The sequence below is a fragment of the Lentzea xerophila genome, assembly GCF_051094245.1.
Classification (GTDB): domain Bacteria; phylum Actinomycetota; class Actinomycetes; order Mycobacteriales; family Pseudonocardiaceae; genus Lentzea; species Lentzea xerophila.
Window position 1 is genome coordinate 1,020,101 of record NZ_CP194934.1, and the last position, 26,165, is coordinate 1,046,265.

Consider the following 26,165-nt stretch of genomic DNA (forward strand, 5'->3'; position numbering starts at 1 on the left):
GTGCGCTGCGGCCTTGGTGCGCGCCGGGTGGGACGAGCCGCGGTCGACTGCGGGCTGCCGGTGGGGCTTTAGGGCTCTTCGTCTGCTTGGCCGATGCAGAACTCGTTGCCGTCCGGGTCTGTCAGCACCGACCAGACGAGGCCGGGGACGTTGTGCGCTGCGGCCTTGGTGCGCGCCGGGTGGGACGAGCCGCGGTCGACTGCGGGCTGCCGGTGGGGCTTTAGGGCTCTTCGTCTGCTTGGCCGATGCAGAACTCGTTGCCGTCCGGGTCTGTCAGCACCGACCAGACGAGGCCGGGGACGTTGTGCGCTGCGGCCTTGGTGCGCGCCGGGTGGGACGAGCCGCGGTCGACTGCGGGCTGCCGGTGGGGCTTTAGAGTTCTTCGTCTGCTTGGCCGATGCAGAACTCGTTGCCGTCCGGGGCTGTCAGTACTGACCAGGCCAGGCCGGGGACGTTGTGCGCTGCGGCCTTGGTGCGCGCCGGGTGAGGCGAGCCGCGGTCGACTGCGGGCTGCCGGTGGGGCTTTAGAGTTCTTCGCCTGCCTGGCCGACGCAGAACTCGTTGCCGTCCGGGTCTGTCAGCACCGACCAGACGAGGCCGGGGATGCTGTGCACCGCGACCTCGGTGGCGCCGAGCGAGACGAGCCGTTCGACCTCGGCCCGGCGGTCCGGCACGTGTGAGTCGAAATGGATGCGGTTCTTGCCCGGCGTGGCGTCCGGCACCTGCTGGATGCCGACGGCGGGACCGTGTTCGGTGTTCGGCGCGAGGACGATGAACTCGCCCCAGTCGTTCTGGATTGTCGTGTTCAGCGCGGCCGTCCAGAACTCCGCGAGCTTGCGCGCGTCCGAGGTGTCGATGGTGATCATGGCGATCGTCAGAGGCATGGGACGGACGCTACTCAGGGGGTCTGACAATTTTGGTTCGCGCAGGTCAGGGCCCAGACCAAGCACCGCGCGCGATTTCGGGCAACGTCCAACCAGTACGCTGCTCCAACAGTCCGTGAACGAGGAGTACCCACCGTGATCACCAGGATGTCGTCGCTGTTCCTGCGAACCCTTCGCGAGGATCCGGCGGACGCCGAAGTGCCCAGCCACAAGCTGCTGGTGCGTGCCGGCTACGTCCGCCGCGTCGCGCCGGGCGGGTACTCCTGGCTGCCGCTCGGGCTCAAGGTCCTGCGCAACATCGAGGCCATCGTCCGCGAGGAGATGGACGCCTTCGGCGCGCAGGAGATCCAGTTCCCCGCGCTGCTGCCCAAGGAGCCCTACGAGGCGACGAACCGGTGGGAGGAGTACGGGCCCAACCTGTTCCGCCTCAAGGACCGCAAGGGCGCCGACTACCTCCTCGGTCCCACACACGAGGAGATGTTCACCCTCACCGTGAAGGGCGAGTACAGCTCCTACAAGGACTACCCCGTCACGCTCTACCAGATCCAGACCAAGTACCGCGACGAGGCGCGTCCCCGTGCGGGCATCCTGCGCGGCCGCGAGTTCCTGATGAAGGACTCGTACTCGTTCGACCTCACCGACGAGGGCCTGAGCCAGTCGTACCTGAACCACCGCGACGCCTACATCCGCATCTTCGACCGGCTGGGCCTGCAGTACGTGATCGTCTCCGCCACGTCCGGTGCGATGGGCGGCTCCGCGTCCGAGGAGTTCCTCGCCGTCGCCGAGACGGGTGAGGACACGTTCGTGCGCAGCACCGAGTCGGACTACGCGGCGAACGTCGAGGCCGTGGCGACCCCCGTGCCCGCCGAGCAGTCGATCGACGACAAGCCCGCGGCGCAGGTCCACCACACGCCGAACACGCCCACCATCGAGACGTTGGTGGACTTCCTCAACGCGAACACCGACCGCAAGTTCACCGCTGCCGACACGCTGAAGAACGTCCTGGTGAAGACCCAGCAGCCGGGTCAGAAGGACTGGACGCTGCTCGCGATCGCCGTCCCTGGTGACCGCGAGGTCGACTTCAAGCGCCTCGAGGCGGCGCTCAGCCCCGCCGAGGTCGCGATGGTCGACGAGGCCGACTTCGCCAGGAACTCGTTCCTGGTCAAGGGTTACATCGGCCCGGGCGCGATCCAGGCGAACGGCATCCGCTTCCTCGCCGACCCCCGCGTCGTCAAGGGCACCGCGTGGGTCACCGGCGCGGACAAGGCCGACCACCACGTCATCGACCTCGTCGCGGGCCGCGACTTCACCCCCGACGGCGTCATCGACGTCGCCGAGGTCCGCGAGGGCGACGCCTCCCCTGACGGCAAGGGCGTGCTGGTCGCCGCGCGCGGCATCGAGATCGGCCACATCTTCCAGCTCGGCCGCAAGTACGCGGACGCCTTCTCGCTCGACGCCCTCGGCCCGGACTCGAAGCCCGTCCGCATCACCATGGGCTCGTACGGCGTCGGCGTGTCGCGTCTCGTCGCGGTCATCGCGGAGCAGTCGCACGACGACCGCGGCCTGATCTGGCCCCGCAACGTCGCCCCCGCCGACGTCCACGTCGTCGTCGCCGGCAAGGACGAGACGCTGCTGGCCGCCGGCGAGGACTTCGCGAAGCAGCTCAGCGCCAAGGGCCTCAAGGTCCTGCTGGACGACCGCAAGGCGAGCCCCGGCGTGAAGTTCGCGGACGCCGAGCTCGTCGGCATCCCGACGATCCTGGTGATCGGCCGCGGCCTGAAGGACGGCACGGTCGAGGTCAAGGACCGCCGCTCCGGCGACCGCGTCGAGGTGCCGGTGGCCGAGGCCGTCGACCACCTGGTCCAGGTCGTCCGCGGCTGACCGGAACGCCGAGAGCGCCCGGCCGGGATTTCCCGGCCGGGCGCTCTCGTGTCTAGGGGCGAGTGCCGTTGCTGGTGCCCCGCAGGGTCTTCAGCGGGCCGACGGGTCGCACGCCTTCGGTTTGGCGGAGGCGAACCAGGATGTCGGCGGTACGGTTTACGTGAAGCTGAACGAGGTGCTTGTAGCCGAAGCTGTGCGGGATCCTGAAGTCCTGTGTGGCCGGTGCCGCGTCCCAACGGCGCGACGCAGGCGACCTACGAGGTCGGCACCAGCGAGTCGACCATCTTCTGCAGGTCGGCCTCCTTCAGCAGCGGTGGCGTGGTGCCACCTCCGCCGCCCTCCAGGTCGCCGTTGACGGCCAGCACGTGCAACTTGCTGGTGCCGTTGAGCACGACCACCTTGACCATGCCCCTGCTCGCCAGGCACTTGTTGCCGGACTGGGTGACGGTCGCGTCGACCTGCACGCCTTCGATGACGACCTTCTTGCCGTCCTTCTGCGTGTGCTGGATCTTCACCGGCTTCGGCTGGGCGGTCGTCACCTTGGGGTCGCCGCCCGACGAGTAGTACTGCTCCGACAGGGCCTTGGTGAAGTCGGTGGCGACGGTGTTGATGTCGCCCTTGGGCAGCAGCGTGCCGCCGTTGGTGCCCTTGGTGAACGACTTGCCCTCGCAGGTGTAGTCGCCGTAGGTGGTGACGCCGGACAGGGAGATGCCCTCGAACTTGTCGACCGGGATCCTGGCGTCGGCGATGACGTCCCAGTTCTTCGGGACCTCGTAGGTGTAGCCGAGCGTCGTCTCGACGCACTGCTGGCCGTCGTTCTTCGGGCAGGTCGCGTCGGTCGGCTGCGCGGAGGTGCCGGCCGTGGTGGACGGGCCGGGCTGGGCGGTCTTGTCGTCGTCCGAGTCCGAGAGCAGGAACCAGGTGAGGCCGCCGCCTGCGAGCAGCACGAGCACGACCGCGCTGAGCACCAGCCAGAGCGTCTTCTTGCTCTTGTTCGGCGGCTCGTCGTCGAAGCCGCCGTACACGCCTAGGCCGCCGTACCCGCCGTAGCCCTGCTGCGGGAACCCGCCCTGTTGCGGGAAACCACCGGTCTGCGGGTAGCCGCCGGTGGAGTAGCCACCGCTTTGGTAGTCACCCTGCTGCTGGCCCCAGCCTTGCTGGTCGTTCCAGCCGCCCTGTCCGCCGCCACCTGGGTAAGTCACGGGCAAACGGTACCTGGTGGGTCTGACAGTCCTTTAATTCATCGCTCGTTGACTTCCGGATCGTCCGAGGCGTAGCGTGCGCGCTAAATTCAACGCATGATGAACTTGGAGGCCGATGATGCGCACCGCGCTGGTCACCGCCGTCGCAGGCGCGGTGGTGGCGTTCTTGCTGGGATTGCTGACGTTCGGCGTGCAGGCGACCGCGCATCCGCACGACGTTCCGCTCGCCGTGGTGGCGCCTCCGCCGATCGCGGAACGTGTGACAGCCGCCGACTCGGCCGAGGTCGACATCAGAGTCGTGTCCGCCGGCGAAGCAGGGATCCTGTTGGCGGACAAGGAGGTCTACGGGGTCCTGGAGATCACGCCCGGTCAGGCGACGATCCGGCTCAACCCGGCGGTCAACCCGTCCGGCACGCAGGTCGCGCAGCAGGTGCTGACCGGCGTCGCGCAGGGCGCCGGGCTGCCGGTCACGATCGAGACCCGGGCGGTCACCGCCGCCGAACGCACCGCGCCCCTCGCGGTGAGTGCGTTGCTGTGGGTCGGCGGGATGGTCGCCGGACTGCTGTTCGTGGTGCTGAAAGGGCGCAGTCTGAGGTGGCTGTCAGCGCTCACCGCCGCCGTCCTGGTCGCCGGCTCCACGACAGGACTGCTGGCGTGGTGGGGCGTCACGTTCAACGCGACGGCGCTCGCCTTCCTGCTCGCCGTCGCCGTGTCGTTCGCGCTGCTGCAGGCCGGACTGTTCAAGCACCTCGGCCTCCGCGCGATGGGCGTCCTCGGCCTGCTCTACCTGATGGCGCCCGCCGTCGCCGGTCAGGTGCCCGAGCTGCTCGCCCCGGCCTACAAAGCGGTGCTGTGGTCGTGGACGCCGTTCCGGTTCTCGACCGAAGGCCTGCGCAGCCTCATGTACGACGGGTCGATCACCACCGAGTGGTACGTGTTCGGCGGGATCGCGCTCGTCGGGATCGTGCTGCTGCTAGCCGGCAAGAAAGCTCAGCCGGACCGTCCGGACGGGGTTGTCGACGTTGGTGTCGACCAGGCAGACGGACTGCCAGGTGCCGAGCGCCGGCACACCGCCTAGCACCGGGATCGTCGCGTGAGGCGGCACCAGGGCGGGCATCACGTGGTCACGGCCGTGACCGGGGGTGCCGTGCCGGTGCCGCCACTTCACGTCGCGGGGCAGGATGCGCTCCAGCGCGGTCAGCAGGTCGTCGTCGCTGCCCGCGCCGGTCTCGATGATGGCGACGCCCGCGGTCGCGTGCGGCACCCACAAGTGCAGCAGGCCGTCGCCGGTCTCGCCGTCGAGGAAACGCTGGCACTCGCGGGTCAGGTCGTAGACGACCTCGTCGGCACCGGTGCGGATCTGGATCTCCTCGCTGCGCATGACTTCAGATCTTACGAACGACCCGCGCCGGGCTGCCGACCGCGAGCACGTGAGCAGGCAGATCGCGCGTGACGACACTGCCGGCGCCGACCACCGTGTTGTGGCCGATGGTGACGCCGGGGCACACGATCACGCCGCCGCCGAACCACACCCTGTCCCCGATGACGATCGGCGCGGTCGTCTCCCAGCCCTCGATGCGCGCGTCGTGGTCCTCGATCGGGTGCAACGCCGTCAGCAGCTGCACGCGCGGGCCCATCATCACGTGGTCGCCGATGGTGACCGGGCCGCAGTCGAGGATGATGCCGTCGTAGTTCATGAAGCTGTTCGCGCCGATGCGGGTGTTGTAGCCGTACTCGATCTCCAGGCGCTGCATGAACGTCGTGTTCTCGCCGATCTCCGCGACGAAGCCCTTGAGGATCGAGTACATCCCGTCGGGGTCTTCCGGGTCGTGTGCGTTGAACCGGGCCATCTCCCGCAAGCCGCGCCGCCGGTCCGCCTCCAGCTCGGGGTCCGCCGGCAGGTAGGGCTCGCCGTTGATCATCTTCTCGCGGTTGGTTCCCATGAGGCCCCAGTATCGCCACTCCGAGCTGCGCGCGGCTGCGGAGGAGATACGTCACATTCCTCGCCGAAGGAGTTGGCGGCAGGTTGTGTAACACTGTTTTTTATGAAGGCAAGCCGCCTGCGCTTCGGGATGAACCTGTGGCCGCCGTTCCTGTTCGCCGGCATCCGCGTCGAGGAGATCTCGCCGGACTACCGGTATGCGCGCGTGCGGATGCGTCTGCGTCCGTGGAACCGCAACTTCTTCGGCACCCACTTCGGCGGCTCGCTGTTCGCGATGACCGACCCGTTCTGGGTGCTGCTGCTGTTCAACCAGCTCAAGGGCGAGCACGTGGTGTGGGACCGGGCCGGTGAGATCGAGTTCGTCGCGCCCGGTCGCGGCACCGTGCACGCCGAGTTCCGGCTGACCGACGAGCACGTCGAGCAGGTGCTGGAGCGGACCCGGGACGGCGAGAAGGCCCTGATCTGGTTCGACACGGACGTCGTCGGGCAGGATGGGACCGTGATCGCGAGGGTGAAGAAGCAGGTCTATGCGCGGCGCAAGCGCGACAAGCGGCTCGCGCATGCGTGAGGCCTTCGGTGCGGTTTTCGACGTCGAACCCGGTTACCTGAACACGGCGTCCATCGGCGTGCCGCCACGGCATGTCGCCGACGCGGTCGCCGCCTCCCACGAACGCTGGCGGCGCGGCCAGGACACCTCGTCCACGTTCAACGAAGTCGTCGAGACCTCCCGCGAAGCCTTCGGCCGGCTGGTCGGGGTGCCCGCGACGTCGGTCGCGTGCGGCGCCACGGTCTCGCAGTTCGCCTCGCTGGTCGCGCAGGCGTTGCCCGCCGGGTCGAAGGTCTTCGTCGAACCGGGCGAGTTCACCAGTGTCTCGTTGCCGTTCGTCGCGGCGGGGCACCAGATCGTGTCCACAGTGGACTCGGCGGATCTCGTCGCCGTGAGCGTGGTCCAGTCCGCCGACGGCAGGATCGCGGACCTCGAAGCGCTGAAGGCGTCGGGCAAACCGGTGCTGCTGGACGTCTCGCAGGCCGCCGGGTGGATGCCGTTGTCGTTGGCGTGGGCCGATTTCGTCGTCGGGGTGGCCTACAAGTGGCTGATGGCGCCGCGCGGCGCGGCCTGGATGGCGGTGCGGCCGGACCGGATGGAGCTCCTCAGGCCGTCGGCGGCGAACTGGTACAGCACAGGGGAGAACTACGGCACCGAGTTGGTGCTCCGTTCGGACGCACGGCGGTTCGACCTCTCGCCGACGTGGTTCTCCCACGTCGGTGCGGCGGTAGCACTTCCGTGGATCGCCACGCTCGACCTCGACGCCGTGCGCGCGCACTGCGTGAATCTGACGGATCACCTCCTGACCGGGCTGGGGCTCGAACCCGGCGGTTCGGCGATCGTCTCAGTCGGCGTGCCGCCCGTCTCGGGCGTCGTGTCCTCTGTTCGCGCAGGTCGCACGAGGTTCGCGTGTCACCTCTACAACACGATCGAAGACGTTGATCGGGTGCTCGAAGCGCTCGCCTGACCGCCGTCCGTTACCGTGGGTCCTTGTGTCGGAACCACGCCAGTCACCTGAAGAGGTGACCCAGAACCTGCCTCGCTTCCCACCGAGGCCTACCGACACCGCGCCGCTGTACCCGGCCGACGAGCTGATGAAGCTCCAGTCGATCATGAACAACCGTCAGGGGCACGTGCCCGCTCCGCCGCCCCCGCCCGCGCGCAGGATGACGTGGGTGGGCAGGGCGCTGGCACTCGTCGGTGTCGCGGTGGTGTCCGGGGTCGTGTGGTGGGTGTTGCAGCCGTCGGACCCGGTGGACCAGCCGGTCGCGCAACCGCAGAAGACCGCGGGCGAGTACGAGTTCTCCACCGTGCCGCAACTGCCGGAACCGGTGAAGGACAGCGACTGCGCGGCCCACGCCACGGGCCAGACGCAGGCCTTCTTCAAGACCACGCCGTGCCTGCAGCTGACGCGCGCCTTCTACTCGGCCAAGCTGCCCGACGGCCGCACCGTGTACTCGTCGGTGTCCGTGGTGAAGATGAAGTCGGCGGATGAGGCCCGGCAGCTGCGGGAGCTGACCCAGAAGGACGGCACCGGCAACGTCAAGGACCTGGTCCTCGACAAGGCCATCAGCGTCCCGCCGCTGACCACGCTGGCCAACGGCGGGTACGCCTCCGAGCAACGCGACAAGGAGGTCGTGATCGTCGAGTCCGACTCGCCGGTCAGGGGCTCCGACGCGCTCGCGCACAACAAGGACATGAAGAAGGTCTCCGCGGACGCGATCAGGCTGGCGTCCTCGTTCGCGTAGTGCCCGCGAGGAGCTCAGCCGGACGCCACGCCCGGCATCGTGATCGAGGCCGGGCTCGTGCCCGCGACCTTGCGCCAGCGCGTCGCCCGCACGGCGGCCGTGGTGAGCGCGTCCAGCGCCGACGTGCGCAGCGTGGAGTCGTCGGTCCGCTCCAGCACCCCGCGCCACGCGGCACAGGTGTCCTGCTCGGCGGCGACCAGCGCGGCGAGCGCGGAAGGCCCGTCGGACACCGGCGCCGGCGGCAGGTAGGCGGCGGCGGGCGGGTTCGGCGTCGCGCCGTGGTCGCGCAGCCACCTCTCGGTCGTGTCCCGGCGCGCCCGGTGCAGGTTCGCGCCCTCCGCGACGGCGGCCTGGTCGCCCAGGAACGCCGACACCAGGCCGTAGGTCCACAACGCCGCGTGCTCGGTTCCGAGCGCGGTCTGGACGGCGTCGACGTTCACGCGAGCACCTCCCGCAGCGAGGCACAACCGGCGGCCACCGAACCGACGAGGCCGGCGCGGTAGGACGGCAGCGAGGCGACGGCGGCCGAGGCGTCGCGGACGGCCTCGTCGAGCGCGGTCCGCAACGCCGCCATCGGGTCCGGCGGCGTGGACGGGGTGGTGGGCACGGGCGGCGCCGTCGAGGACAGCGGCGGACGTTCGCGGTCGACCTCCGCCTGCAGCAAGGTCGCGTGCGTCTCGCGGGCCTTGGCGATCTCCGCGGCCGCGGGCACCGCCGTCAGCGTCTGGGCCAGCTTGACGTCCGCACGCGCCTGCGCCGCGAGAGCGGACAACGGGTCCGGGGGCGGTGGCGACGACGGCTCTGTGGTGCACGCAACGGCGAGCGGTGCGGCGGCCACCGCGAACAGCACGCGACGGCGGCTGACCGATTCGGGGATCACGTCAAGCCATCTTGCCAGCAGGCGTGCGGCGCGGTGGGAGACGGGCGAACGAGATAGTCTGGTCGTCCACGGCCGCCGAAATACCGTCGGCCGGGGTTTTCATGCGTTCGAACGACAAGGAGACACCACGTGTCCAGCCCGCCGCGCGGAGAGCTTTCCGCGCAGCTTGCACCCGTTGTGCGGGAAGCTCTCGAAGCCGCCGGCTTCGACCTCGACGCGCTCGACGTGAATCAGGCTGGGCGCCGCCGTCTGGTCAAGGTCGTGGTGGACGGCGAGGACGGCATCGGGCTCGACGAGGTCGCCGAGGCGAGCCGCGTGGTCTCCGCGGCACTCGACGCGCACGACCATCTGATCAACGGTCCGTACACCCTCGAGGTCACCTCGCCGGGTGTCGACCGCCCGCTGACCCGCCCGCGCCACTGGAAGCGCGCGCACCTGCGTCTCGTGAAGATCAAGCAGCCGGACCGGGCCGAGTGGTTCGGCCGGGTCGGCGAGTGCGACGAGACCGGGGTCGAGCTGCTGCACCAGGGCGAACTGCGGCGCGTGGAGTACCGCCACATCGAACGCGCGGTCATGGAGATCGAGTTCAAGCAGCCGCCGGTCGAGGAACTGGCTCGGCTCACTCGGAAAGCACCGGAGGAGGAGCCGAGGTGAACGTCGACATCGCCGCCCTGAGGGCGATCGAACGTGAAAAGGACATCCCCTTCGAGACGGTCCTGGAGGCGATCGAGTCAGCACTGCTGACCGCCTACAAGCACACCGAAGGACACGCAACGCACTCACGCGTGGAGATCGACCGCAAGACCGGCGTCGTGCGCGTGCTCGCGCAGGACCTGGGGCCGGACGGGTCGATCCAGGAGGAGTGGGACGACACCCCCGAAGGCTTCGGCCGCATCGCGGCCACCACGGCGCGCCAGGTCATCCTGCAGCGCCTGCGGGACGCCGAGCACGAGCGCACGTTCGGTGAGTTCGCCGCCAAGGAGGGCGAGATCATCGCGGGCGTCGTGCAGCGCGACGCCCGCGCGAACGCCCGCGGCATGGTCGTCGTCCAGGTGGGTGACACCGAGGGCGTGCTGCCGCCGGCCGAACAGGTGCCGGGCGAGCAGTACAACCACGGCGAGCGCATCAAGTGCTACGTCGTGAGCGTGTCCCGCGGTGCGCGCGGGCCGCAGATCGCTCTCTCGCGCACCCACCCGAACCTCGTGCGGCGGCTGTTCGCCCTCGAGGTCCCGGAGATCGCGGACGGCACCGTGGAGATCCCCGCGGTGGCACGTGAGGCAGGTCACCGTTCGAAGATCGCGGTGAAATCAACGGTTGCCGGAGTGAACCCCAAGGGCGCCTGCATCGGCCCGATGGGTGCCCGCGTGCGCAACGTGATGCACGAGCTCGGTGGCGAGAAGATCGACATCATCGACCACTCGGACGACCCGGCCACTTTCGTGGGGAATGCTTTGTCACCAGCGAAGGTTGTGTCCGTACGGGTGCTCGACGAGCGTGCCAAGACGGCGCGTGTCGTGGTGCCGGACTTCCAGCTCTCGCTGGCGATCGGCAAGGAGGGGCAGAACGCCCGCCTGGCCGCCCGTCTGACGGGCTGGCGCATCGACATCCGCAGTGACGCGGAGGCTCCGGCCGCCGGTGCGGTCACATCCGGTTCGGCTGAATGAGCTCCAGGGGATAGAATTATCAACGGTTCAACGTCGGGAGCGGCTTCCCAGCACATCGGCCCTGTTCGTACGTGTATCGGATGCCGCGCACGGGCGTTGCCCTCTGAGCTGCTGCGTGTGGTCGCGGCGGACGGTTCGGTGGTTCCGGACGTCCGCAAGCGGCTTCCTGGTCGGGGTGCTTGGTTGCATTTCGATCTCGAATGTCTGCGCAACGCCGAGCGGCGACGGGCGTTCTCGCGGGCCCTCCGGGTCCAGGGGGCACTCGACGTCGCTTTGTTGCGCGAGCACCTGGAGCAGCACGGGACAACGATCGAGGGACAGCCTCTCGGTCAGCAGGAAACAAGGAAGCAGGTCGACCCGTCATGAGTCAGCCGTGAAGCTGAAGACATGAACGCGCGACGTTAAGACGAGGTCGATGGGACTTGCCCGCCGGCCTCACAACCAAGGAGAGCAGTGGCAGGCAAGGCCCGCGTACATGAGCTCGCGAAAGAGCTCGGTGTTACGAGCAAGGAAGTTCTCAACAAGCTCGCCGAACAGGGCGAGTACGTGAAGTCCGCGTCCTCGACCGTCGAGGCCCCCGTGGCCCGGCGGCTTCGTGACGCCTACGAAGCCAAGGCGAAGCCGTCGGCCCCCAAGCCGGCAGCCCCGAAGCCCAAGGCACCCGCACCCGCAGCTGCCGCCCCCTCCGCCCCGGCGGAGTCGAAGCCGGCAGCGACCGACAGCAAGCCCGCCGCAGCGCCCAAGGCCATGCCCGGCCCGCGCCCGGCGGCTCCGCGTCCGCCCGCGCCCAAGCCCGCTCCGGCAGCTCCTGCCGCGCAGGCTCCGGCTCCCGCGGCGCCCGCACCTCAGCAGGCCGAGGCTCCGGCCGCCGCACCGGCACCCGCCGCGTCGGCTCCGGCCGCCCCGAAGGCTGCCCCTGCTCCCGGCACCAAGCCGGGTGGCAGTCCGCGTCCGGGCCCGCGCCCGGCTCCGCAGCAGCAGCCCGCGCCCCAGCAGCCGGAGGCTCCGGCCGCGTCCGCTGGTGGCCAGTCCCCGTCCGTGGTGCCGCCGCGCCCGCAGTCTTCCAAGCCTGCCGGCCCGCGTGCCCCGCGTCCGGGCAACAACCCGTTCGGCGTCGGTGGCGGCAACGCTCCCTCGCCGCGCCCCGGGCCTCGTCCCGGCCCGCGTCCGGAGCAGGGCGGCGACCGCCCCTCCGGCCCGAAGCCCGGCGACCCGCGTCCGGCCACTCCCCGTCCGGGTGGTGCGCCCGGTCAGGGTGGTCAGCGTCCGGCTGCCGCCCAGGGTGGCGGCCGTCCCGGCCCCGGCCAGGGTGGTCCGCGTCCCGCTCCGGGTCAGGGCGGTCCTCGTCCCAACCCGGGCAACATGCCCCCGCGCCCGAACCCCGGCATGATGCCGGGTCGTCCGGCCGGTAACCGTCCTGGTCCCGGCGGTGGCGGCGGTGGCCGTCCCGGCGGCGGTGGCGGTGGCGGCGGTCGTCCCGGTGGGGGCGGCGGCGGTGGTGGCGGCGGCTTCCGCGGCGGTGGCGGCGGTGGCGGTGGCGGTGGCTTCCGTCCCGGCGGTGGCGGCGGCGGAGGCGGTGGCTTCCGTCCCGGTGGCGGCGGTGGCGGTGGCGGTGGCTTCCGTCCCGGCGGTGGCGGCGGTGCCGGTGGCGGCGCCCCGGCCGGTGGCGGCGGTTTCCGCGGTCGTCCCGGTGGCGGTGGCGGCGCTGGTCGTGGCGGCACCGCTGGTGCCTTCGGTCGTCCGGGTGGTCCGGCGCGTCGTGGACGCAAGTCCAAGCGGCAGAAGCGCCAGGAGTACATGGACAACATGCAGGCGCCTTCGGTCGGTGGCGTCCGCCTGCCCAAGGGGCAGGGCGAGACGATCCGCCTGCCGCGCGGTGCCTCGCTGACCGACTTCGCCGACAAGATCAACGCCAACCCGGCGTCGCTTGTGCAGGTGCTCTTCCACCTGGGCGAGATGGTCACGGCGACCCAGTCGGTGTCCGACGAGATCTTGGAGCTGCTCGGCACCGAGATGAACTACGTCGTGCAGGTCGTGTCCCCCGAGGAGGAGGACCGCGAGCTGCTCGAGACGTTCGACATCACCTACGGCGAGGACGCCGGTGACGAGGACGACCTGCAGGTTCGCCCGCCGGTCGTGACCGTCATGGGTCACGTCGACCACGGTAAGACCCGACTCCTCGACACCATCCGCAAGGCGAAGGTGCACGAGGGCGAGGCCGGTGGCATCACCCAGCACATCGGTGCCTACCAGGTGGAAACCGAGCTCGAGGGCAACCCGCGGCTCATCACCTTCATCGACACCCCCGGTCACGAGGCGTTCACCGCCATGCGTGCCCGTGGCGCGAACGCGACCGACATCGCGGTCATCGTCGTCGCCGCCGACGACGGCGTGATGCCGCAGACGGTGGAGGCGATCAACCACGCGCAGGCCGCTCAGGCGCCGATCGTGGTCGCGGTCAACAAGATCGACAAGGAGGGTGCGAACCCCTCCAAGATCCGCCAGCAGCTGACCGAGTACGGCCTGGTCGCCGAGGAGTACGGCGGCGACACGATGTTCGTCGACATCTCGGCCAAGCAGGGCATCAACATCGACAGCCTCCTCGAGGCCATCCTGTTGACCGCCGACGCTTCGCTGGACCTCCGGGCCAACCCGGACATGGAGGCCCAGGGTGTCGCGATCGAGGCGCACCTCGACCGCGGTCGTGGTCCGGTCGCCACCGTGCTCGTCCAGCGCGGATCGCTCCGCGTCGGCTCCTCGATCGTCGCGGGTGACGCGTACGGTCGCGTCCGCCGCATGGTCGACGAGCACGGCGATGACGTCACCGTCGCGACCCCGTCGCGTCCGGTGCAGGTCATCGGTCTGACCTCGGTGCCGCGCGCCGGTGACTCGTTCCTCGTCGTCGACGAGGACCGCGTCGCCCGCCAGATCGCCGAGCGTCGTCAGGCCCGCACCCGCAACGCCGCCAACGCGGCGAAGCGCAAGCGCGTCAGCCTGGAAGACCTGGACGCCGCGCTCAAGGAAACCAGCGCTCTCACCTTGATCATCAAGGGTGACAACTCGGGTACCGTCGAGGCCCTCGAGGACGCGCTCATGAAGATCGAGGTCGGCGACGACGTCGAGCTGCGCGTGATCCACCGCGGTGTCGGTGGCATCACCGAAGGCGACATCAACCTCGCCGTGGCCGGCTCCGCCATCGTCCTGGGCTTCAACGTCCGGGCCGAGGGCAAGGCGACCGAGCTCGCGAACCGCGAGGGTGTGGATGTCCGGTACTACACGGTCATCTACCAGGCCATCGACGAGATCGAGGCCGCCCTCAAGGGTCTGCTCAAGCCGGAGTACGAGGAGGTCCAGCTCGGCCGCGCCGAGATCCGCGACGTCTTCAAGTCCTCCAAGGTCGGCACGATCGCGGGTTGCATGGTCCTGTCGGGCGAGATCCGCCGCAACGCGCGTGCTCGCCTGCTCCGTGACGGCAAGGTGATCGCGGAGAACCTCCCGATCAGCTCGCTCAAGCGGTTCAAGGACGACGCCACCGAGGTCCGCGAAGGTTTCGAGTGTGGTCTCACGCTCGGCAACTACAGCGACCTCAAGCTGGAAGACATCATCGAGACCTTCGAGATGCGCGAGAAGCCGCGCTCCTAGTCGGTCGATGAGGGGGTGCGGAGCCATTTAACCGGTGGCTCCGCACCCCTTTCTTCTGGAGGATCTTGCCCATGTACTTGGGGGCTCTGGAACTGGACGTGCTGCTCGGTGACGTCCACTCGTTGAAGGAGAAGCGCTCGGTGGTGCGGCCCGTGGTGGCCGAACTCCGCCGTCGTTTCGAGGTTGCCGCCGCCGAGGCCGGTCATCAGGACCTGCATCGGCGCGCGTTGATCGGTGTCGCCGCGGTCTCGGCCGACGCGGCGCATGTCAGGGAAGTCCTGGCCGGCTGTGAAAGGCTGGTCGCCGGACGGCCCGAACTGGAACTGCTTTCAGCACGGACCAGGCTGGTGGGGCCCGAGGATGAATGACGGCGGCCCTCACCGGAACTGCACTGTGCCTATTGCCTTTCGGGCCCGGACGCGTCTCGTCGGGCCGGAGGACGACTAGGAAGGGGAGGCTCGTGGCCGACACGGCACGTGCCCGCAAGCTCGCCAAGCGGATCTCGCAGATCGTGGCATCTGCGCTCGAGCACGAGGTCAAGGATCCGCGGTTGGCCCGGGTCACGATCACCGACACGAAGGTGACCGGCGACCTGCACGACGCGACCGTCTACTACACCGTTCTGGGTGAGCGACTGGACGTCGAGCCCGACTACGCCGGCGCCGCCGCCGCCCTGGAGAAGGCCAAGGGTGTGCTGCGGTCTCTGGTCGGGGCTCAGACCGGGGTGCGGTTCACGCCCACGCTGACGTTCATGACCGACACCGTGCCGGATGCGGCGCGGAAGATGGACGAGTTGCTGGCGCAGGCTCAGGCCGCCGATGCCGAGGTGGCTCGGCGGGCGGTGGGGGCTTCTCCCGCCGGGGAGGCTGACCCGTACAAGGCTCCTCGCGAAGACGAGGACGACGACTGACCTCAGCGCATTGATTCGGCCCACGGGGCGCTTTCGTACTGCATGACGGTACGAAAGCGCCCCGCGTGCGCTTCTGCGGGCACGAAACCGGATGGAAACTGCCTTGTCTGAGGGTGCCGCAGAGCACTTTGCGACGATCAGCGGCTAACGTCTCCCTGTGGCAGACGACTTGAGCACCACCATTGCCGAGGCCGCGCGGTTGCTGGCCGACGCCCGCGATGTGACCCTGCTGAGTCACATCAACCCCGACGCGGACACGCTCGGGAGTGCCTTGGCGGTAGGGCTTGCGCTGCACCGGCGTGGGGTGGCGGTGCGGGTGGCCTTCGGTGAGCCGGAGGCCGTGCCCGAGAGTCTGAAGACGCTGGACACGGCTGGGCTGCTCGTCCATCGCGGCGAGGTGCCGGAGCGGCCTGAGTTCCTGGTCGTCATGGACACGGGCAGCGTGCAGCGGCTGGGGCCGTTGGGTGACCGCGTCGCGAATGCTCGTGGACCAGTCATCGTCGTTGACCACCACGTGTCGAACACGCGGTACGGGACGTTGCACTGCATCGACGAGCACGCTGAGGCCACGGCGCTCATCGCGCTCAAGTTGCTCGACGAGATGGACGTCGAGATCGACGAGCCGATCGCGCGCTGCCTCTATGCCGGGCTGGTGACCGATACCGGGGGTTTCCGGAAGGCCGGGCCCCAGGCTCACCAGATCGCCGCGCGGCTGCTCGAGACCGGTGTGGACGCGGATGCCGTCACGCGTCCGTTGATGGACTCGCACCCGTTCGCGTACCTCGGCATGTTGTCGCGGGTACTGGCCAAGGCTGAGCTCGACCAGGACGCCGCGGGCGGGGTGGGGCTCGTGCACGCGGTCGTGAGCCTTGAGGACGCACGTGGCGTGCGCAGCGAAGAGGTGGAGAGCGTCATCGACGTCGTGCGCTCCGCTTCCGAGGCCGAGGTCGCGGCGGTGCTGAAGGAGCTCAGGCCGGGGTACTGGTCGGTGTCGCTGCGGGCGGTGAGCCGGGTCGACGTCCGTGAGGTGGCGCAGGTGCTCGGGGGCGGTGGGCACCGGCTGGCGGCCGGGTTCACCTTCGACGGGTCCGCGGAGCAGGTCGTCACCGCGCTCAAGGGCGCGTTGGAGCGAGTGGGGTCATGACACGGACAGGAAGCCCGCGGCTGCTGCGGGAGATCAACGACCGGGCCGCCATCGAGACGTTGCTGCGCAGCGGGGCGATGACCCGGGCCGAGCTGGAAGAGGTCATCGGGCTGTCCAAGCCCGCCACGGCTCAGTTGCTGGCGCGCCTCGAAGAGGACGGCATGGTCGTCCGCACCGGGTTGCGTGGTGGCGGGCGTGGGCCTCGCGCGCAGATGTGGGCCGTCAACGGCGCCGTGGGGCATGTGGCCGCGGTGGCGTTGTCAGCGGAGCTGATCGACGTGGCGATCGCGGACATCACCGGGTCGTTGCTGGCCGAGCACAGTGCGCCGATGCCGAAGGAGAACACCCTCCAGGTCTTCCGCGAGGCGGTGCAGAAGGCGGCCGCGCTGGCCGGGTTGCGGCTCGACGCGTTGTCGCACGTGGTGGTCGGGACGCCGGGTGCGGTGGACCCGGCGACCGGGCACCTCGGGTTCGCGCCGCACCTGCCGGGGCTGGTGGACGTCGACCTGCCGTCGACGTTGCGGGAGCTGCTCGGGACGTCGGTGTCGATCGAGAACGACATCAACCTCGCCGCGCTGGAGGAGATGAGCTCCGGCAAGGCGGTCGGGGTGCGGAACTTCGTGCTGTTCTGGCCCGCGGACGAGATCGGGTCCGCGGTCGTGGTGAACGGCGTGCTGCTGCGCGGCGTCACGGGCGGTGCGGGCGAGATCGACTCGATGCAGATCCCCGGCGGGCGCTACGGGGACCAGGTCGACAGCGACGCGATCGTGGCGCTGGCGGCGGAGTACGGGATCTCGGAGCCGTCCGGGCTGGAGGCCGTGGCCCACGCGCTCACCGCCGGGACCGAGGGCAAGGCGTTCCTCACGGCGCTGGCGCACCGGATCGCGCTCGGGCTGGCGAACGTCGTGTGCGTGCTCGACCCGGAGCTCGTGCTGCTGTCCGGTGCGGTGGCGCACGCGGGTGGCGAGACGTTGTGCGACCTCGTGGCCGTCGAGCTGCTGAAGCTCGTGGTGCCGCGGACGCCGGTGTACCTGGCGCAGATCACCGCGAACCCGGTGCGGGCCGGGGCGTTGCACTCGGCGCTCGCCGTGGCGCGTGAGCAGGTGTTCGGGCTGCCCCAACGGTCCTGAGTGGCCGCCGTCACGGCACGGTCGTGCTCGTCAGCGCTTAGGTTCGACGGGTGGAGGATCGGGTTCCCGCTCGGCGGGTGATCGGGCTGGCGGTGCCCGCCCTGGGGGTGCTGGCGGCCGAGCCGTTGTACGTGCTCGTCGACACGGCGGTCGTGGGACATCTGGGGGCGTTGCCACTGGCCGGGCTGGCGCTCGGCGGTGTGTTGCTGACGCAGGTGTCCACGCAGCTGACGTTCCTGTCGTACGGCACAACGGCGCGCACGGCTCGGTTGCACGGGGCTGGGCGGCGCCAGGAGGCCGTCGAGGAGGGCGTTCAGGCGACGTGGCTGGCGTTGGCGGCCGGTGTGCTCGTCGTGCTGCTGGGGCAGCTGTTCGCACGCCCGTTGGCGGAGCTGCTCGCCGGTCCGGGAGCTGTGGCGGACGCGGCGGTGGAGTGGGTGCGCATCGCGTTGTTCGGTGCGCCGTTCATCCTCGTCACGATGGCCGGCAACGGATGGATGCGCGGTGTCCAGGAGACCAGAAGGCCCCTGAAGTACATCCTGATCGGCAACGGCATCAGCGCGGTGTTGTGTCCCGCGCTCGTCTACGGCGCGGGCTGGGGGCTTGAGGGCTCCGCGGTCGCGAACGTCGTGGCGCAGCTGCTCTCGGCCGGGTTGTTCTTCCGCGCGCTGTTCGCGGAGCACGTGTCGTTGAAGCCGCAGTGGCCCGCCATGCGCGCGCAGCTCGGCATGGGCCGTGACCTGGTGCTGCGGAGCTTGGCGTTCCAGGCGTGCTTCATCAGCGCGGCTTCCGTTGCGGCACGCACGTCCGTTGGTGCGCTGGGTGCGCATCAGATCGTGTTGCAGCTGTGGACGCTCCTCGCGCTCGTACTCGACTCGCTGGCGATCGCGGCCCAGTCCCTGGTCGGCGCGGCGTTGGGGGCGTCGAAGCGCAGGCAGGCGGAGAAGCTCGCGTGGCAGATCACGCGGTACGGGCTGGTGTTCGGCATCGGGCTCGGCGTCGTGTTCGCGGCGCTGTTCACCGTGCTGCCGCGGGCGTTCACGACGGACGCCGGTGTGCTGGCCGAGGTCCCGAACGCGTGGTGGTTCTTCGTTGCGCTGCAACCGATCGCGGGTGTGGTGTTCGCGTTGGACGGAGTGCTGCTGGGCGCCGGTGACGTGAAGTTCATGCGGACGGCGACGCTCGGATCCGCGGTGATCGGGTTCCTCCCGCTGGTGTGGGCCTCGTACGCGTTCGGGTGGGGGCTCGCGGGCATCTGGACGGGGCTGTCGGCGTTCATGGTGCTGCGGCTCGCGGCTGTGGTGTGGCGCGCGCGGTCGGGGGACTGGGCGGTCGAAGGTGCGGTCAGATAGATCGCTGACGAATGCTGTGTCCGACCTCACGGCATGAAATCGTTACCAAGAAGGTTGTTTAGGCGATGTAACTAATGTCTGCCTGCCTCCGACCTGGGAGAGTGCCGCCGTGCCGCCGGTCGATCGCGCCACCCGAACCTCGTGGCTGATCTGGACCACCGCCGTCTTCGTCTACTTCGCCGCCGTCTTCCACCGCACCACGCTCGGCGTGGCCGGGCTGGAGGCGAGCGAACGCTTCGGGCTCGGACCCGCGCAGCTCGGAATCTTCACCGTGCTGCAGATCGGCGTCTACGCCCTGATGCAGATCCCCACCGGCCTGCTCGTGGACCGCTACGGCCCGCGCAAGGTCCTCACCGTCGCCGCGTTGCTCATGGGTACCGGCCAGGTGCTCTTCGCCGTCGCCGACTCCTACGGGCTCGGCCTCGTCGCGCGAGCCGTGCTGGGCATGGGTGACGCGATGACGTTCATCAGCGTGATCCGCCTGGTCGCGACGCACTTCCCGCCACGCCAGTACTCGCTCGTCGTCGCGGTCACGGCCGCGCTGGGCGGTGTCGGCAACCTCGTCGCCACCGTGCCGCTGACGCTCATGCTCGGCTCGATCGGGTGGACGTGGGCGTTCCTCGTCGCCGGCGGCGTCACCGCGCTGTACTCGGCCGTCGCGTTCCTGCGGGTGCGGGACGTGCCCACCGGGTTCGTCGCGCCGAAGCCGGAAGTCGTGCCGTTCAGGAAGATCTGGCCGAAGGTCCGGCAGGCGTGGAGCGTGCCCGGCACCCGGCTCGGGTTCTGGGCGCACTTCACCACCATGTCGACGCCGGCCGTGATCGGCCTGCTGTGGGGCTACCCGTACCTCGTGCAAGCGCAGGGCATGTCCGCGAAGGCGGCGTCCTCCACGCTCGGGCTGCTCGTCGTCGGCTCGATCGTGGCCAGCCCGATCATCGGCGGGCTGTTCTCGCGCAACCCCGAGTGGCGCATGCCGATCGCGGGCGGCTTCCTGGCGTTCGCGCTGGCGGGGTGGGCCGTGCTGCTGCTGTGGCCGGGCGGGCACGTGCCGGTGCCGGTCATCGCCGTGGTGTTCGTCGTGCTGACCGTCGGCGGGCCGATCTCGGGCGTGGCGTTCGCGCTGGCGCGCGACTACAACCCGTCGCACCGCCAGTCCACCGCGAGTGGCCTGGTCAACGTCGGCGGCTTCCTCGCGGTGACCGTGGCCGCGCTGGGTGTCGGCGTGCTGCTGGACCTCGTCGAGGGCGTGCTGGCACCTGCCACGGCGTTCCGCGTCGCGTTGAGCTTCTGCGTGCTGGTGCTCGTGCTGGGCGGGTGGCGGATGCTCGTGTGGTGGCGGCGTGCGCGTGCGGCGGTGTTCGAGGCGGAGGCGCGTGGTGAGACGGTGCCGGTGCAGTTGCGGCGCCGCCGCTGGGACGCTCTGCGCGTCGCTTAAGCTTCTCCGCCGTGAAACCCTCTGTTGCACCGGGCCTGGTCGTCGTCGACAAGCCGGACGGCATGACCTCGCACGACGTGGTGGCGCGTGTGCGCAGGATCCTCGGCACCCGCAAGGTCGGGCACGCCGGCACGCTCGACCCGATGGCGACCGGCGTGCTCGTGCTCGGCATCGAGCGCGCGACGAAGCTCCTCGGCCATCTCGCCCTGGACAGCAAGGCCTACTTGGCGGCGATCGTGCTCGGCGCGTCCACCACCACGGACGACGCCGAGGGCGAGATCTTGTCCACTGTGGACGCCTCTGACGTGACCGACGACGCGATCGCCGCCGAGATCGCGAAGCTGACCGGCCCGATCCAGCAGGTGCCGTCCGCCGTGTCCGCGGTGAAGATCGACGGCAAGCGCGCGTACGCCCGCGTCCGTGCCGGTGAACAGGTCGACATCCCCGCACGGCCGGTGACCGTGCATCGGTTCGACGTGCTGTTCTCGCGCCGTGAGGACAAGAACGTGCTGATCGACGTGATGGTCGAGTGCTCGTCCGGCACCTACGTCCGCGCGCTGGCCCGCGACCTCGGTGCCGCGCTGGGCGTCGGCGGGCACCTGGGGGCGTTGCGGCGCACCAGGGTCGGCCCGTTCGACCTGCGGGTGGCCAGGACCCTCGCCCAGCTGGAGGAGACGCCGGGCCTGTCGCTGGACCTCGACGCCGCGGTCGCCACGGCGTTCCCGCGCCGCGAGATAGACCCTCAGGAGGCCTCGGCGCTCTCGCACGGGCAGCGGTTGCGCGCGGGCGGGATCGAGGGGACCTACGGGGTGTTCGGGCCGGACGGGCACGTCATCGCGCTGGCCAAGGACGAGGGCACCGCGTGCAAACCGGTGGTCGTGCTGAGCCCGGCCGGGTGACGCCGCCCGTCTGCCGAGGTGGGCGGGCACCGGTCCGGGCCGGAGACGTAGGCTGATCACCGTGCAACGCTGGCGCGGACTAGATCACCTTCCCGGCGGCTGGGGCCGCTGCGTAGTGACCATCGGCGTGTTCGACGGTGTCCACAAGGGGCACCAGGCCCTCATCGGCAGGGCGGTCGGGCTCGCGGAGCAGCGCGGCCTGCCGAGCGTGCTGATGACGTTCGACCCGCACCCCTCCGAGGTGGTGCGCCCCGGCAGCCACCCGGCGCAGCTCACCACGCTGCGCCGCCGGGCGGAACTGGTCGAGGAGCTGGGCGTCGACCACTTCGTCGTGGTGCCGTTCAGCCTCGAGACGTCCCGGATGCCCGCGGACGAGTTCGTGCACGAGGTGCTGGTCGAGAAGCTGCACGCGGCGGCCGTCGTGGTGGGGGAGAACTTCAGCTTCGGGCACAAGGCGGCCGGTACCGTCTCGTTGCTGCGCCAGCTCGGGCAGCGGTTCGGATTCGTGACCGAGGGGGCTGATCTGGTGTCCGCAGACGAGGTGACGTACTCGTCCACCTACATCCGCGCGTGCATCGACGCCGGGGACGTGAAGGCGGCGGCGGAGGCGCTGGGCCGGCCGCACCGGCTCGAGGGGATCGTCGTCAAGGGCGACGGGCGGGGCAAGGACCTGGGGTTCCCGACCGCGAACCTGTCGACGCCGAAGTTCGCGGCCGTCCCGGCCGACGGCATCTACGCGTGCTGGTTCACCGATGCCAAGGGCAAGACGCTCAAGGCCGCCGTCTCGGTGGGGACCAACCCCACGTTCTCCGGGCGGGAACGGCGGGTCGAGGCGTTCGTGCTGGACGTGGACGAGGACTACTACGGGCAGCGCGTCGCCGTGGACTTCGTCGAGCGGCTGCGCGAGATGGAGAAGTACGACTCCGTCGAGGCCCTGCTCGAACAAATGCATCGGGATGTGGACCGAACGAGGGAACTGCTCACCGAGTCGTGACCGTCAGATCAGTCGAAACGTGCATCTCCAAGCCTCTGTGCTGGCAGGATGCTCCCCAGAGTGACGGCTACCGGAGAGGCCAAGGTGGAGGACCACAAGATCGTTCAGCGCAACCTCGCCCTGCAACGGGAGTGGTACGGGGAGCCTCTGGGTGACCGGGTGCGTCGGCTGGTCGTCGCCTTCAACGTGTCCCAGGCCCAGCTCGCGGACGTGCTCGGGATCAGCGCGCCGATGCTCAGCCAGGTGATGAGCGGCCGTCGCGCCAAGATCGGCAACCCGGCGGTGCTCGCCCGGATGATCATGCTGGAGCGCAAGATCCTCACGCCGGACGTGGCGACCGGTGCTCCGGAGGCGTTGCAGCGGGCGCTCGACGACGTGCGCGAGTCCAAGCCGACCGTGTCCCGCGACTCGCTGCCGGTCAACGGCGACGAGAGCGTCGCGTACCCGGTGCTGCGCAGGGTCGCCGACCGCACCGAGCTCCAGCAGGCCGCCGACCTGCTGCACGAGGACTTTCCGGCGATCGCCGAGCTGTTCCGGCGCGCCATCCGTACCGTCACCAGGTGAAGTTCTTCACCGCCCTGTACCCGCCACCGCACGTGGTCGACGAGCTCGACGCCGTGCTCGACCGAAGCCTCGACCTGGAGTGGACGAAGCCGGAGAAGTGGCACGTCACCCTGTGCTGTCACGGCGAAACCGTAGATGAGGAACGTTTCCGGGCGCTCGAGGGCCACGAGGTGCCGGAAATCCGGCTCAGGGACTTCGGCGACTTCCGCGGCAGGGTCCTGTGGGCGGGAATAGACGGCGACCTAAATCGGTTGGCAAGGGCAGCGGGTGCGAACGACAATTGGCGGGCACACCTGACAGTGGCCTACGGGTACCGGGGACAGCCGATGCCGGCGTTCCTGAGCAGTCCGTGGCAGCCGTTCGAGGCGGTGCTCGTGAGCAGCGCCGACGGCGTTTACACACCCGTCGACCGGGTGGGGTTGCGCACGTCAGCGCGCCGTTGAGCACTGTGCCTGATAGCCTTCGCAGTTGGGTCTGGCTGCGGTCCGTGGCGGCCAGTACCGGCTACCCCCGGCCAGCAATTCGGCGGGCGTGGGGCCGCACGGACCTGAACAAGTAGGAGAAGTACCTAGTGGCACTGTCCACGGAGCAGAAGAAGTCCATCCTCGGTGAGTACGGTCTGCACGACTCGGACACGGGCTCGACCGAGGCGCAGGTGGCTCTGCTGAGCAAGCGCATCGCCGACCTCACGGAGCACCTGAAGCAGCACAAGCACGACCACCACTCCCGCCGTGGTCTTCTGCTGATGGTCGGCCGTCGCCGCCGTCTGCTGAACTACCTGACCAAGGTGGACATCAACCGCTACCGCGCGCTGATCCAGCGCCTCGGTCTGCGCAGGTGATACTTGCCGAGGGGGAGTGACCGCCGGTCACTCCCCCTCGGCGTACAACCGGGTGTATACAGAGCCCTGGTTGCAAAGAGGAACGAACAGGACCCGCGTCGCGCGAAGCAAGTTTCCGCGCCGGTCCTCGGTAGTGGCCTCCTGGTTGCCAAGAAAGTGTTGGCAGTGCCCAGGGGACTTCGATCGAAGACCGGCCTCGTCAAATCGCGTGTGCGGAGTCCAAAAGACGAGGAGTAACAAGTAAATGACGGACATCGAGGTCCACGAGGCGACTGCCGTTATCGACAACGGCAAGTTCGGCTCGCGCTCCATCCGCTTCGAGACCGGGCGCCTCGCGCGTCAGGCCGCGGGCAGTGTGGTGGCGTACCTGGACGACGAAACCATGCTTCTGAGCGCCACGACGGCGTCGAAGCACCCCAAGGAGCACTTCGACTTCTTCCCCCTCACGGTGGACGTCGAGGAGCGCATGTACGCCGCGGGCCGCATCCCCGGCTCCTTCTTCCGGCGTGAGGGCCGTCCGAGCACGGACGCCATCCTCACCTGCCGCCTGATCGACCGTCCGCTGCGCCCGTCCTTCGTGGACGGCCTGCGCAACGAGATCCAGGTCGTCATCACGGTGATGAGCCTGAACCCGAAGGACCTGTACGACGTCGTGGCGATCAACGCCGCGTCCGCGTCGACGCAGCTCGCGGGCCTGCCGTTCTCCGGCCCGATCGGTGGCGTCCGCGTGGCGCTCATCGAGGGCCAGTGGGTCGCGTTCCCGACCTACGAGCAGCTCGAGAAGGCCGTGTTCGACATGGTCGTCGCGGGCCGCGTGGTCTCCTCCGGCGACGTCGCGATCATGATGGTCGAGGCCGAGGCCACCGACAACGTGATCGACATGATCGCCGAGGGTGCCACCGCCCCGACCGAAGAGGTCGTGGCCGCCGGTCTCGAGGCCGCCAAGCCGTTCATCAAGGTCCTCTGCGAGGCCCAGGCGCAGCTCGCCCAGGTCGCCGCGAAGGCCACCGGCGAGTACCCGACGTACCCGGCCTACCAGGCCGACGCGTTCGAGGCCGTCGAGGCGTCCGCTTCCGGTGAGCTCGCCCAGGCGCTGACCATCGCGGGCAAGGCCGAGCGCGAGTCCAAGCTCGACGAGGTCAAGGCCGCCACGCTGGAGAAGCTGGCCGAGCAGTTCGAGGGTCGCGAGAAGGAGGTCGGCGCCGCGTTCCGCTCGCTGACCAAGAAGCTCGTGCGCCAGCGCATCCTGCGCGACAACGTCCGCATCGACGGCCGTGGCCTCACGGACATCCGTGACCTCGGTGCCGAGGTGGCCGTGATCCCGAGGACGCACGGTTCGGCGCTGTTCGAGCGCGGCGAGACCCAGATCCTGGGTGTCACCACGCTGAACATGCTGCGCATGGAGCAGCAGATCGACTCGCTGGCTCCCGAGACGCACAAGCGCTACCTGCACCACTACAACTTCCCGCCCTACTCGACCGGTGAGACCGGCCGCGTGGGTTCGCCGAAGCGCCGCGAGATCGGCCACGGCGCGCTGGCCGAGCGGGCGATCATGCCCGTGCTGCCCAAGCGCGAGGAGTTCCCCTATGCGATCCGCCAGGTGTCCGAGGCGCTGAGCTCCAACGGCTCGACGTCCATGGGCTCGGTCTGCGCGTCGACCCTGTCGCTGCTCAACGCGGGTGTCCCGCTGAAGGCGCCGGTCTCCGGCATCGCGATGGGTCTCGTCTCCGACGAGGTCGACGGTGAGACCCGTTACGTGGCGCTGACCGACATCCTCGGTGCCGAGGACGCGTTCGGCGACATGGACTTCAAGGTCGCGGGCACCAAGGAGTTCGTGACGGCTCTGCAGCTCGACACGAAGCTCGACGGCATCCCGTCCGAGGTGCTGGCGGCGGCGCTGGGCCAGGCCCGCGACGCGCGCTACACCATCCTGGAGGTCATGGCCGAGGCCATCTCCGACCCGGACGAGATGAGCGCCTTCGCTCCGCGCGTGACGTCGGTCAAGATCCCGACCGACAAGATCGGCGAGGTCATCGGCCCGAAGGGCAAGATGATCAACTCGATCACCGAGCAGACCGGTGCCGACATCTCCATCGAGGACGACGGCACGATCTACGTCGGTGCGGCGGACGGCCCCTCGGCCGAGGCCGCGATCGGCATGATCAACGCGATCGCGAACCCGCAGCTGCCGAAGGTCGGCGAGCGCTTCCTGGGCACCGTGGTGAAGACGGCCGCGTTCGGCGCGTTCGTCTCGCTGCTGCCCGGCAAGGACGGCCTCGTCCACATCTCGAAGCTGGGCAACGGCAAGCGCATCGCGAAGGTGGAGGACGTCGTCAAGGTCGGCGACAAGCTCCGCGTCGAGATCGCCGACATCGACCAGCGCGGCAAGATCAGCCTGGTCGTCGTGTCCGATGACGACGCTGCGGACGCCAAGCCGGCTGACGCCCCGGAGGCCGTCGAGGCCACCGAGGCCACTGAGGCGGCTCCCGCGCAGTGAGTGCGACAG

The 26,165-nt window shown here is 69.6% G+C and carries 27 protein-coding genes; 21 read left to right on the forward strand and 6 right to left on the reverse strand.

The annotated features are described in order from the left end of the window. Positions 1-524 precede the first annotated feature (524 nt). Entirely contained in the window at positions 525-884 is a 360-nt protein-coding gene (locus ACRSBM_RS05055) for a VOC family protein (protein WP_434440182.1), read from the reverse strand. 135 nt (positions 885-1,019) lie between these two features. Between ACRSBM_RS05055 and ACRSBM_RS05060 the strand changes: the two genes are divergently transcribed. Then, positions 1,020-2,765, forward strand: coding sequence for a proline--tRNA ligase (locus tag ACRSBM_RS05060; protein ID WP_434440184.1), 1,746 nt, complete (start codon positions 1,020-1,022; stop codon positions 2,763-2,765). 254 nt (positions 2,766-3,019) lie between these two features. On the opposite strand, the gene ACRSBM_RS05065 is transcribed toward ACRSBM_RS05060, so the two are convergent. Continuing rightward, complete coding sequence (locus ACRSBM_RS05065) at positions 3,020-3,967, reverse strand: hypothetical protein (protein WP_434440186.1); 948 nt, start codon at positions 3,965-3,967, stop codon at positions 3,020-3,022. A 118-nt stretch (positions 3,968-4,085) separates the two neighbouring features. Here ACRSBM_RS05065 and ACRSBM_RS05070 point away from each other — a divergent pair, with 118 nt between their 5' ends. Next, positions 4,086-5,045, forward strand: coding sequence for an ABC transporter permease (locus ACRSBM_RS05070; RefSeq protein ID WP_434440187.1), 960 nt, complete (start codon positions 4,086-4,088; stop codon positions 5,043-5,045). Here the strand turns inward: ACRSBM_RS05070 and ACRSBM_RS05075 are convergent. Both ACRSBM_RS05075 and ACRSBM_RS05080 read right to left on the reverse strand, forming a co-directional pair. Continuing rightward, positions 4,941-5,348: a YjbQ family protein gene (locus ACRSBM_RS05075; protein ID WP_434440189.1), complete on the reverse strand. Its 408-nt coding sequence runs from the start codon at positions 5,346-5,348 to the stop codon at positions 4,941-4,943. The two genes, ACRSBM_RS05070 and ACRSBM_RS05075, sit on opposite strands and share 105 nt — an antisense overlap. A gap of 4 nt (positions 5,349-5,352) precedes the next feature. Then, positions 5,353-5,910 (reverse strand): sugar O-acetyltransferase, encoded by a 558-nt coding sequence (locus ACRSBM_RS05080; RefSeq protein WP_434440190.1) that lies wholly within the window; start codon positions 5,908-5,910, stop codon positions 5,353-5,355. 102 nt (positions 5,911-6,012) lie between these two features. Between ACRSBM_RS05080 and ACRSBM_RS05085 the strand changes: the two genes are divergently transcribed. From ACRSBM_RS05085 to ACRSBM_RS05095, 3 genes are read left to right on the forward strand one after another with little or no spacing between them, the layout of a single operon-like run. Next, entirely contained in the window at positions 6,013-6,477 is a 465-nt protein-coding gene (locus ACRSBM_RS05085; protein WP_434440191.1) for a DUF4442 domain-containing protein, read from the forward strand. Beyond that, positions 6,470-7,423, forward strand: a complete 954-nt coding sequence (locus ACRSBM_RS05090) for an aminotransferase class V-fold PLP-dependent enzyme (protein ID WP_434440193.1) — start codon at positions 6,470-6,472, stop codon at positions 7,421-7,423. Before ACRSBM_RS05085 ends, ACRSBM_RS05090 begins: the two co-directional genes overlap by 8 nt. A 55-nt stretch (positions 7,424-7,478) precedes the next feature. Beyond that, on the forward strand, positions 7,479-8,204 hold the full coding sequence (locus ACRSBM_RS05095; RefSeq protein ID WP_434440194.1) for a hypothetical protein: 726 nt from the start codon (positions 7,479-7,481) through the stop codon (positions 8,202-8,204). Positions 8,205-8,218: 14 nt separating this feature from the next. Here the strand turns inward: ACRSBM_RS05095 and ACRSBM_RS05100 are convergent, their stop codons facing one another. Together ACRSBM_RS05100 and ACRSBM_RS05105 are read right to left on the reverse strand one after the other, a co-directional pair. Then, complete coding sequence (locus ACRSBM_RS05100; RefSeq protein WP_434440195.1) at positions 8,219-8,644, reverse strand: ferritin-like domain-containing protein; 426 nt, start codon at positions 8,642-8,644, stop codon at positions 8,219-8,221. Beyond that, positions 8,641-9,084 carry a hypothetical protein gene (locus ACRSBM_RS05105; protein ID WP_434440196.1) on the reverse strand — a complete coding sequence of 148 codons (444 nt, stop codon included), beginning with the start codon at positions 9,082-9,084 and terminating at the stop codon, positions 8,641-8,643. The genes ACRSBM_RS05100 and ACRSBM_RS05105 overlap by 4 nt, the downstream gene beginning before the upstream one ends. Before the next feature lie 129 nt (positions 9,085-9,213). Here ACRSBM_RS05105 and rimP point away from each other — a divergent pair, with 129 nt between their 5' ends. From rimP to ACRSBM_RS05185, 16 genes are all read left to right on the forward strand, one after another. Further along, positions 9,214-9,738: a ribosome maturation factor RimP gene (gene rimP / locus ACRSBM_RS05110; protein ID WP_434440198.1), complete on the forward strand. Its 525-nt coding sequence runs from the start codon at positions 9,214-9,216 to the stop codon at positions 9,736-9,738. Then, positions 9,735-10,748 carry a transcription termination factor NusA gene (gene nusA / locus ACRSBM_RS05115; RefSeq protein WP_434440200.1) on the forward strand — a complete coding sequence of 338 codons (1,014 nt, stop codon included), beginning with the start codon at positions 9,735-9,737 and terminating at the stop codon, positions 10,746-10,748. The genes rimP and nusA overlap by 4 nt, the downstream gene beginning before the upstream one ends. A gap of 117 nt (positions 10,749-10,865) precedes the next feature. Next, positions 10,866-11,114, forward strand: a complete 249-nt coding sequence (locus ACRSBM_RS05120; protein WP_434440201.1) for a YlxR family protein — start codon at positions 10,866-10,868, stop codon at positions 11,112-11,114. Positions 11,115-11,201: 87 nt separating this feature from the next. Beyond that, entirely contained in the window at positions 11,202-14,390 is a 3,189-nt protein-coding gene (infB, locus tag ACRSBM_RS05125; protein ID WP_434440202.1) for a translation initiation factor IF-2, read from the forward strand. 71 nt (positions 14,391-14,461) lie between these two features. Further along, on the forward strand, positions 14,462-14,758 hold the full coding sequence (locus ACRSBM_RS05130) for a DUF503 domain-containing protein (RefSeq protein WP_434440204.1): 297 nt from the start codon (positions 14,462-14,464) through the stop codon (positions 14,756-14,758). Positions 14,759-14,850: 92 nt separating this feature from the next. Next, positions 14,851-15,300, forward strand: a complete 450-nt coding sequence (gene rbfA, locus ACRSBM_RS05135; RefSeq protein ID WP_434440205.1) for a 30S ribosome-binding factor RbfA — start codon at positions 14,851-14,853, stop codon at positions 15,298-15,300. 157 nt (positions 15,301-15,457) lie between these two features. Then, entirely contained in the window at positions 15,458-16,444 is a 987-nt protein-coding gene (locus ACRSBM_RS05140) for a DHH family phosphoesterase (RefSeq protein ID WP_434440207.1), read from the forward strand. Continuing rightward, a complete protein-coding gene (locus ACRSBM_RS05145) occupies positions 16,441-17,574 on the forward strand; it encodes an ROK family protein (RefSeq protein WP_434440209.1) in 1,134 nt (377 codons plus the stop codon). Before ACRSBM_RS05140 ends, ACRSBM_RS05145 begins: the two co-directional genes overlap by 4 nt. A gap of 50 nt (positions 17,575-17,624) precedes the next feature. Continuing rightward, a complete protein-coding gene (locus tag ACRSBM_RS05150) occupies positions 17,625-18,926 on the forward strand; it encodes an MATE family efflux transporter (protein ID WP_434440211.1) in 1,302 nt (433 codons plus the stop codon). Between the two features lie 109 nt (positions 18,927-19,035). Further along, positions 19,036-20,361, forward strand: coding sequence for an MFS transporter (locus ACRSBM_RS05155; RefSeq protein ID WP_434440213.1), 1,326 nt, complete (start codon positions 19,036-19,038; stop codon positions 20,359-20,361). Between the two features lie 11 nt (positions 20,362-20,372). Further along, positions 20,373-21,260 (forward strand): tRNA pseudouridine(55) synthase TruB, encoded by an 888-nt coding sequence (gene truB, locus ACRSBM_RS05160; protein ID WP_434440215.1) that lies wholly within the window; start codon positions 20,373-20,375, stop codon positions 21,258-21,260. A gap of 61 nt (positions 21,261-21,321) precedes the next feature. Beyond that, positions 21,322-22,254 (forward strand): bifunctional riboflavin kinase/FAD synthetase, encoded by a 933-nt coding sequence (locus ACRSBM_RS05165; protein WP_434440217.1) that lies wholly within the window; start codon positions 21,322-21,324, stop codon positions 22,252-22,254. 84 nt (positions 22,255-22,338) lie between these two features. Next, complete coding sequence (locus tag ACRSBM_RS05170) at positions 22,339-22,818, forward strand: helix-turn-helix domain-containing protein (protein ID WP_434452972.1); 480 nt, start codon at positions 22,339-22,341, stop codon at positions 22,816-22,818. Continuing rightward, the gene (locus tag ACRSBM_RS05175) at positions 22,815-23,261 is read left to right on the forward strand and encodes a 2'-5' RNA ligase family protein (protein ID WP_434440219.1); all 447 of its coding nucleotides are present in this window, start codon (positions 22,815-22,817) and stop codon (positions 23,259-23,261) included. Before ACRSBM_RS05170 ends, ACRSBM_RS05175 begins: the two co-directional genes overlap by 4 nt. Positions 23,262-23,389: 128 nt before the next feature. Next, complete coding sequence (gene rpsO / locus ACRSBM_RS05180) at positions 23,390-23,659, forward strand: 30S ribosomal protein S15 (RefSeq protein ID WP_030471762.1); 270 nt, start codon at positions 23,390-23,392, stop codon at positions 23,657-23,659. Positions 23,660-23,903: 244 nt separating this feature from the next. After that, positions 23,904-26,156 (forward strand): polyribonucleotide nucleotidyltransferase, encoded by a 2,253-nt coding sequence (locus ACRSBM_RS05185; protein ID WP_434440221.1) that lies wholly within the window; start codon positions 23,904-23,906, stop codon positions 26,154-26,156. The last annotated feature ends 9 nt before the right edge of the window (positions 26,157-26,165 follow it).

What these genes read in the sequence shown, in the direction of transcription:
- ACRSBM_RS05055 (WP_434440182.1), bottom strand. Translation starts at nt 884, where the DNA reads ATGCCTCTGACGATCGCCATGATCACCATCGACACCTCGGACGCGCGC.
- ACRSBM_RS05070 (WP_434440187.1), top strand. Translation starts at nt 4,086, where the DNA reads ATGCGCACCGCGCTGGTCACCGCCGTCGCAGGCGCGGTGGTGGCGTTC.
- ACRSBM_RS05075 (WP_434440189.1), bottom strand. Translation starts at nt 5,348, where the DNA reads ATGCGCAGCGAGGAGATCCAGATCCGCACCGGTGCCGACGAGGTCGTC.
- ACRSBM_RS05080 (WP_434440190.1), bottom strand. Translation starts at nt 5,910, where the DNA reads ATGGGAACCAACCGCGAGAAGATGATCAACGGCGAGCCCTACCTGCCG.
- ACRSBM_RS05085 (WP_434440191.1), top strand. Translation starts at nt 6,013, where the DNA reads ATGAAGGCAAGCCGCCTGCGCTTCGGGATGAACCTGTGGCCGCCGTTC.
- ACRSBM_RS05090 (WP_434440193.1), top strand. Translation starts at nt 6,470, where the DNA reads ATGCGTGAGGCCTTCGGTGCGGTTTTCGACGTCGAACCCGGTTACCTG.
- ACRSBM_RS05130 (WP_434440204.1), top strand. Translation starts at nt 14,462, where the DNA reads ATGTACTTGGGGGCTCTGGAACTGGACGTGCTGCTCGGTGACGTCCAC.
- ACRSBM_RS05145 (WP_434440209.1), top strand. Translation starts at nt 16,441, where the DNA reads ATGACACGGACAGGAAGCCCGCGGCTGCTGCGGGAGATCAACGACCGG.
- ACRSBM_RS05185 (WP_434440221.1), top strand. Translation starts at nt 23,904, where the DNA reads ATGACGGACATCGAGGTCCACGAGGCGACTGCCGTTATCGACAACGGC.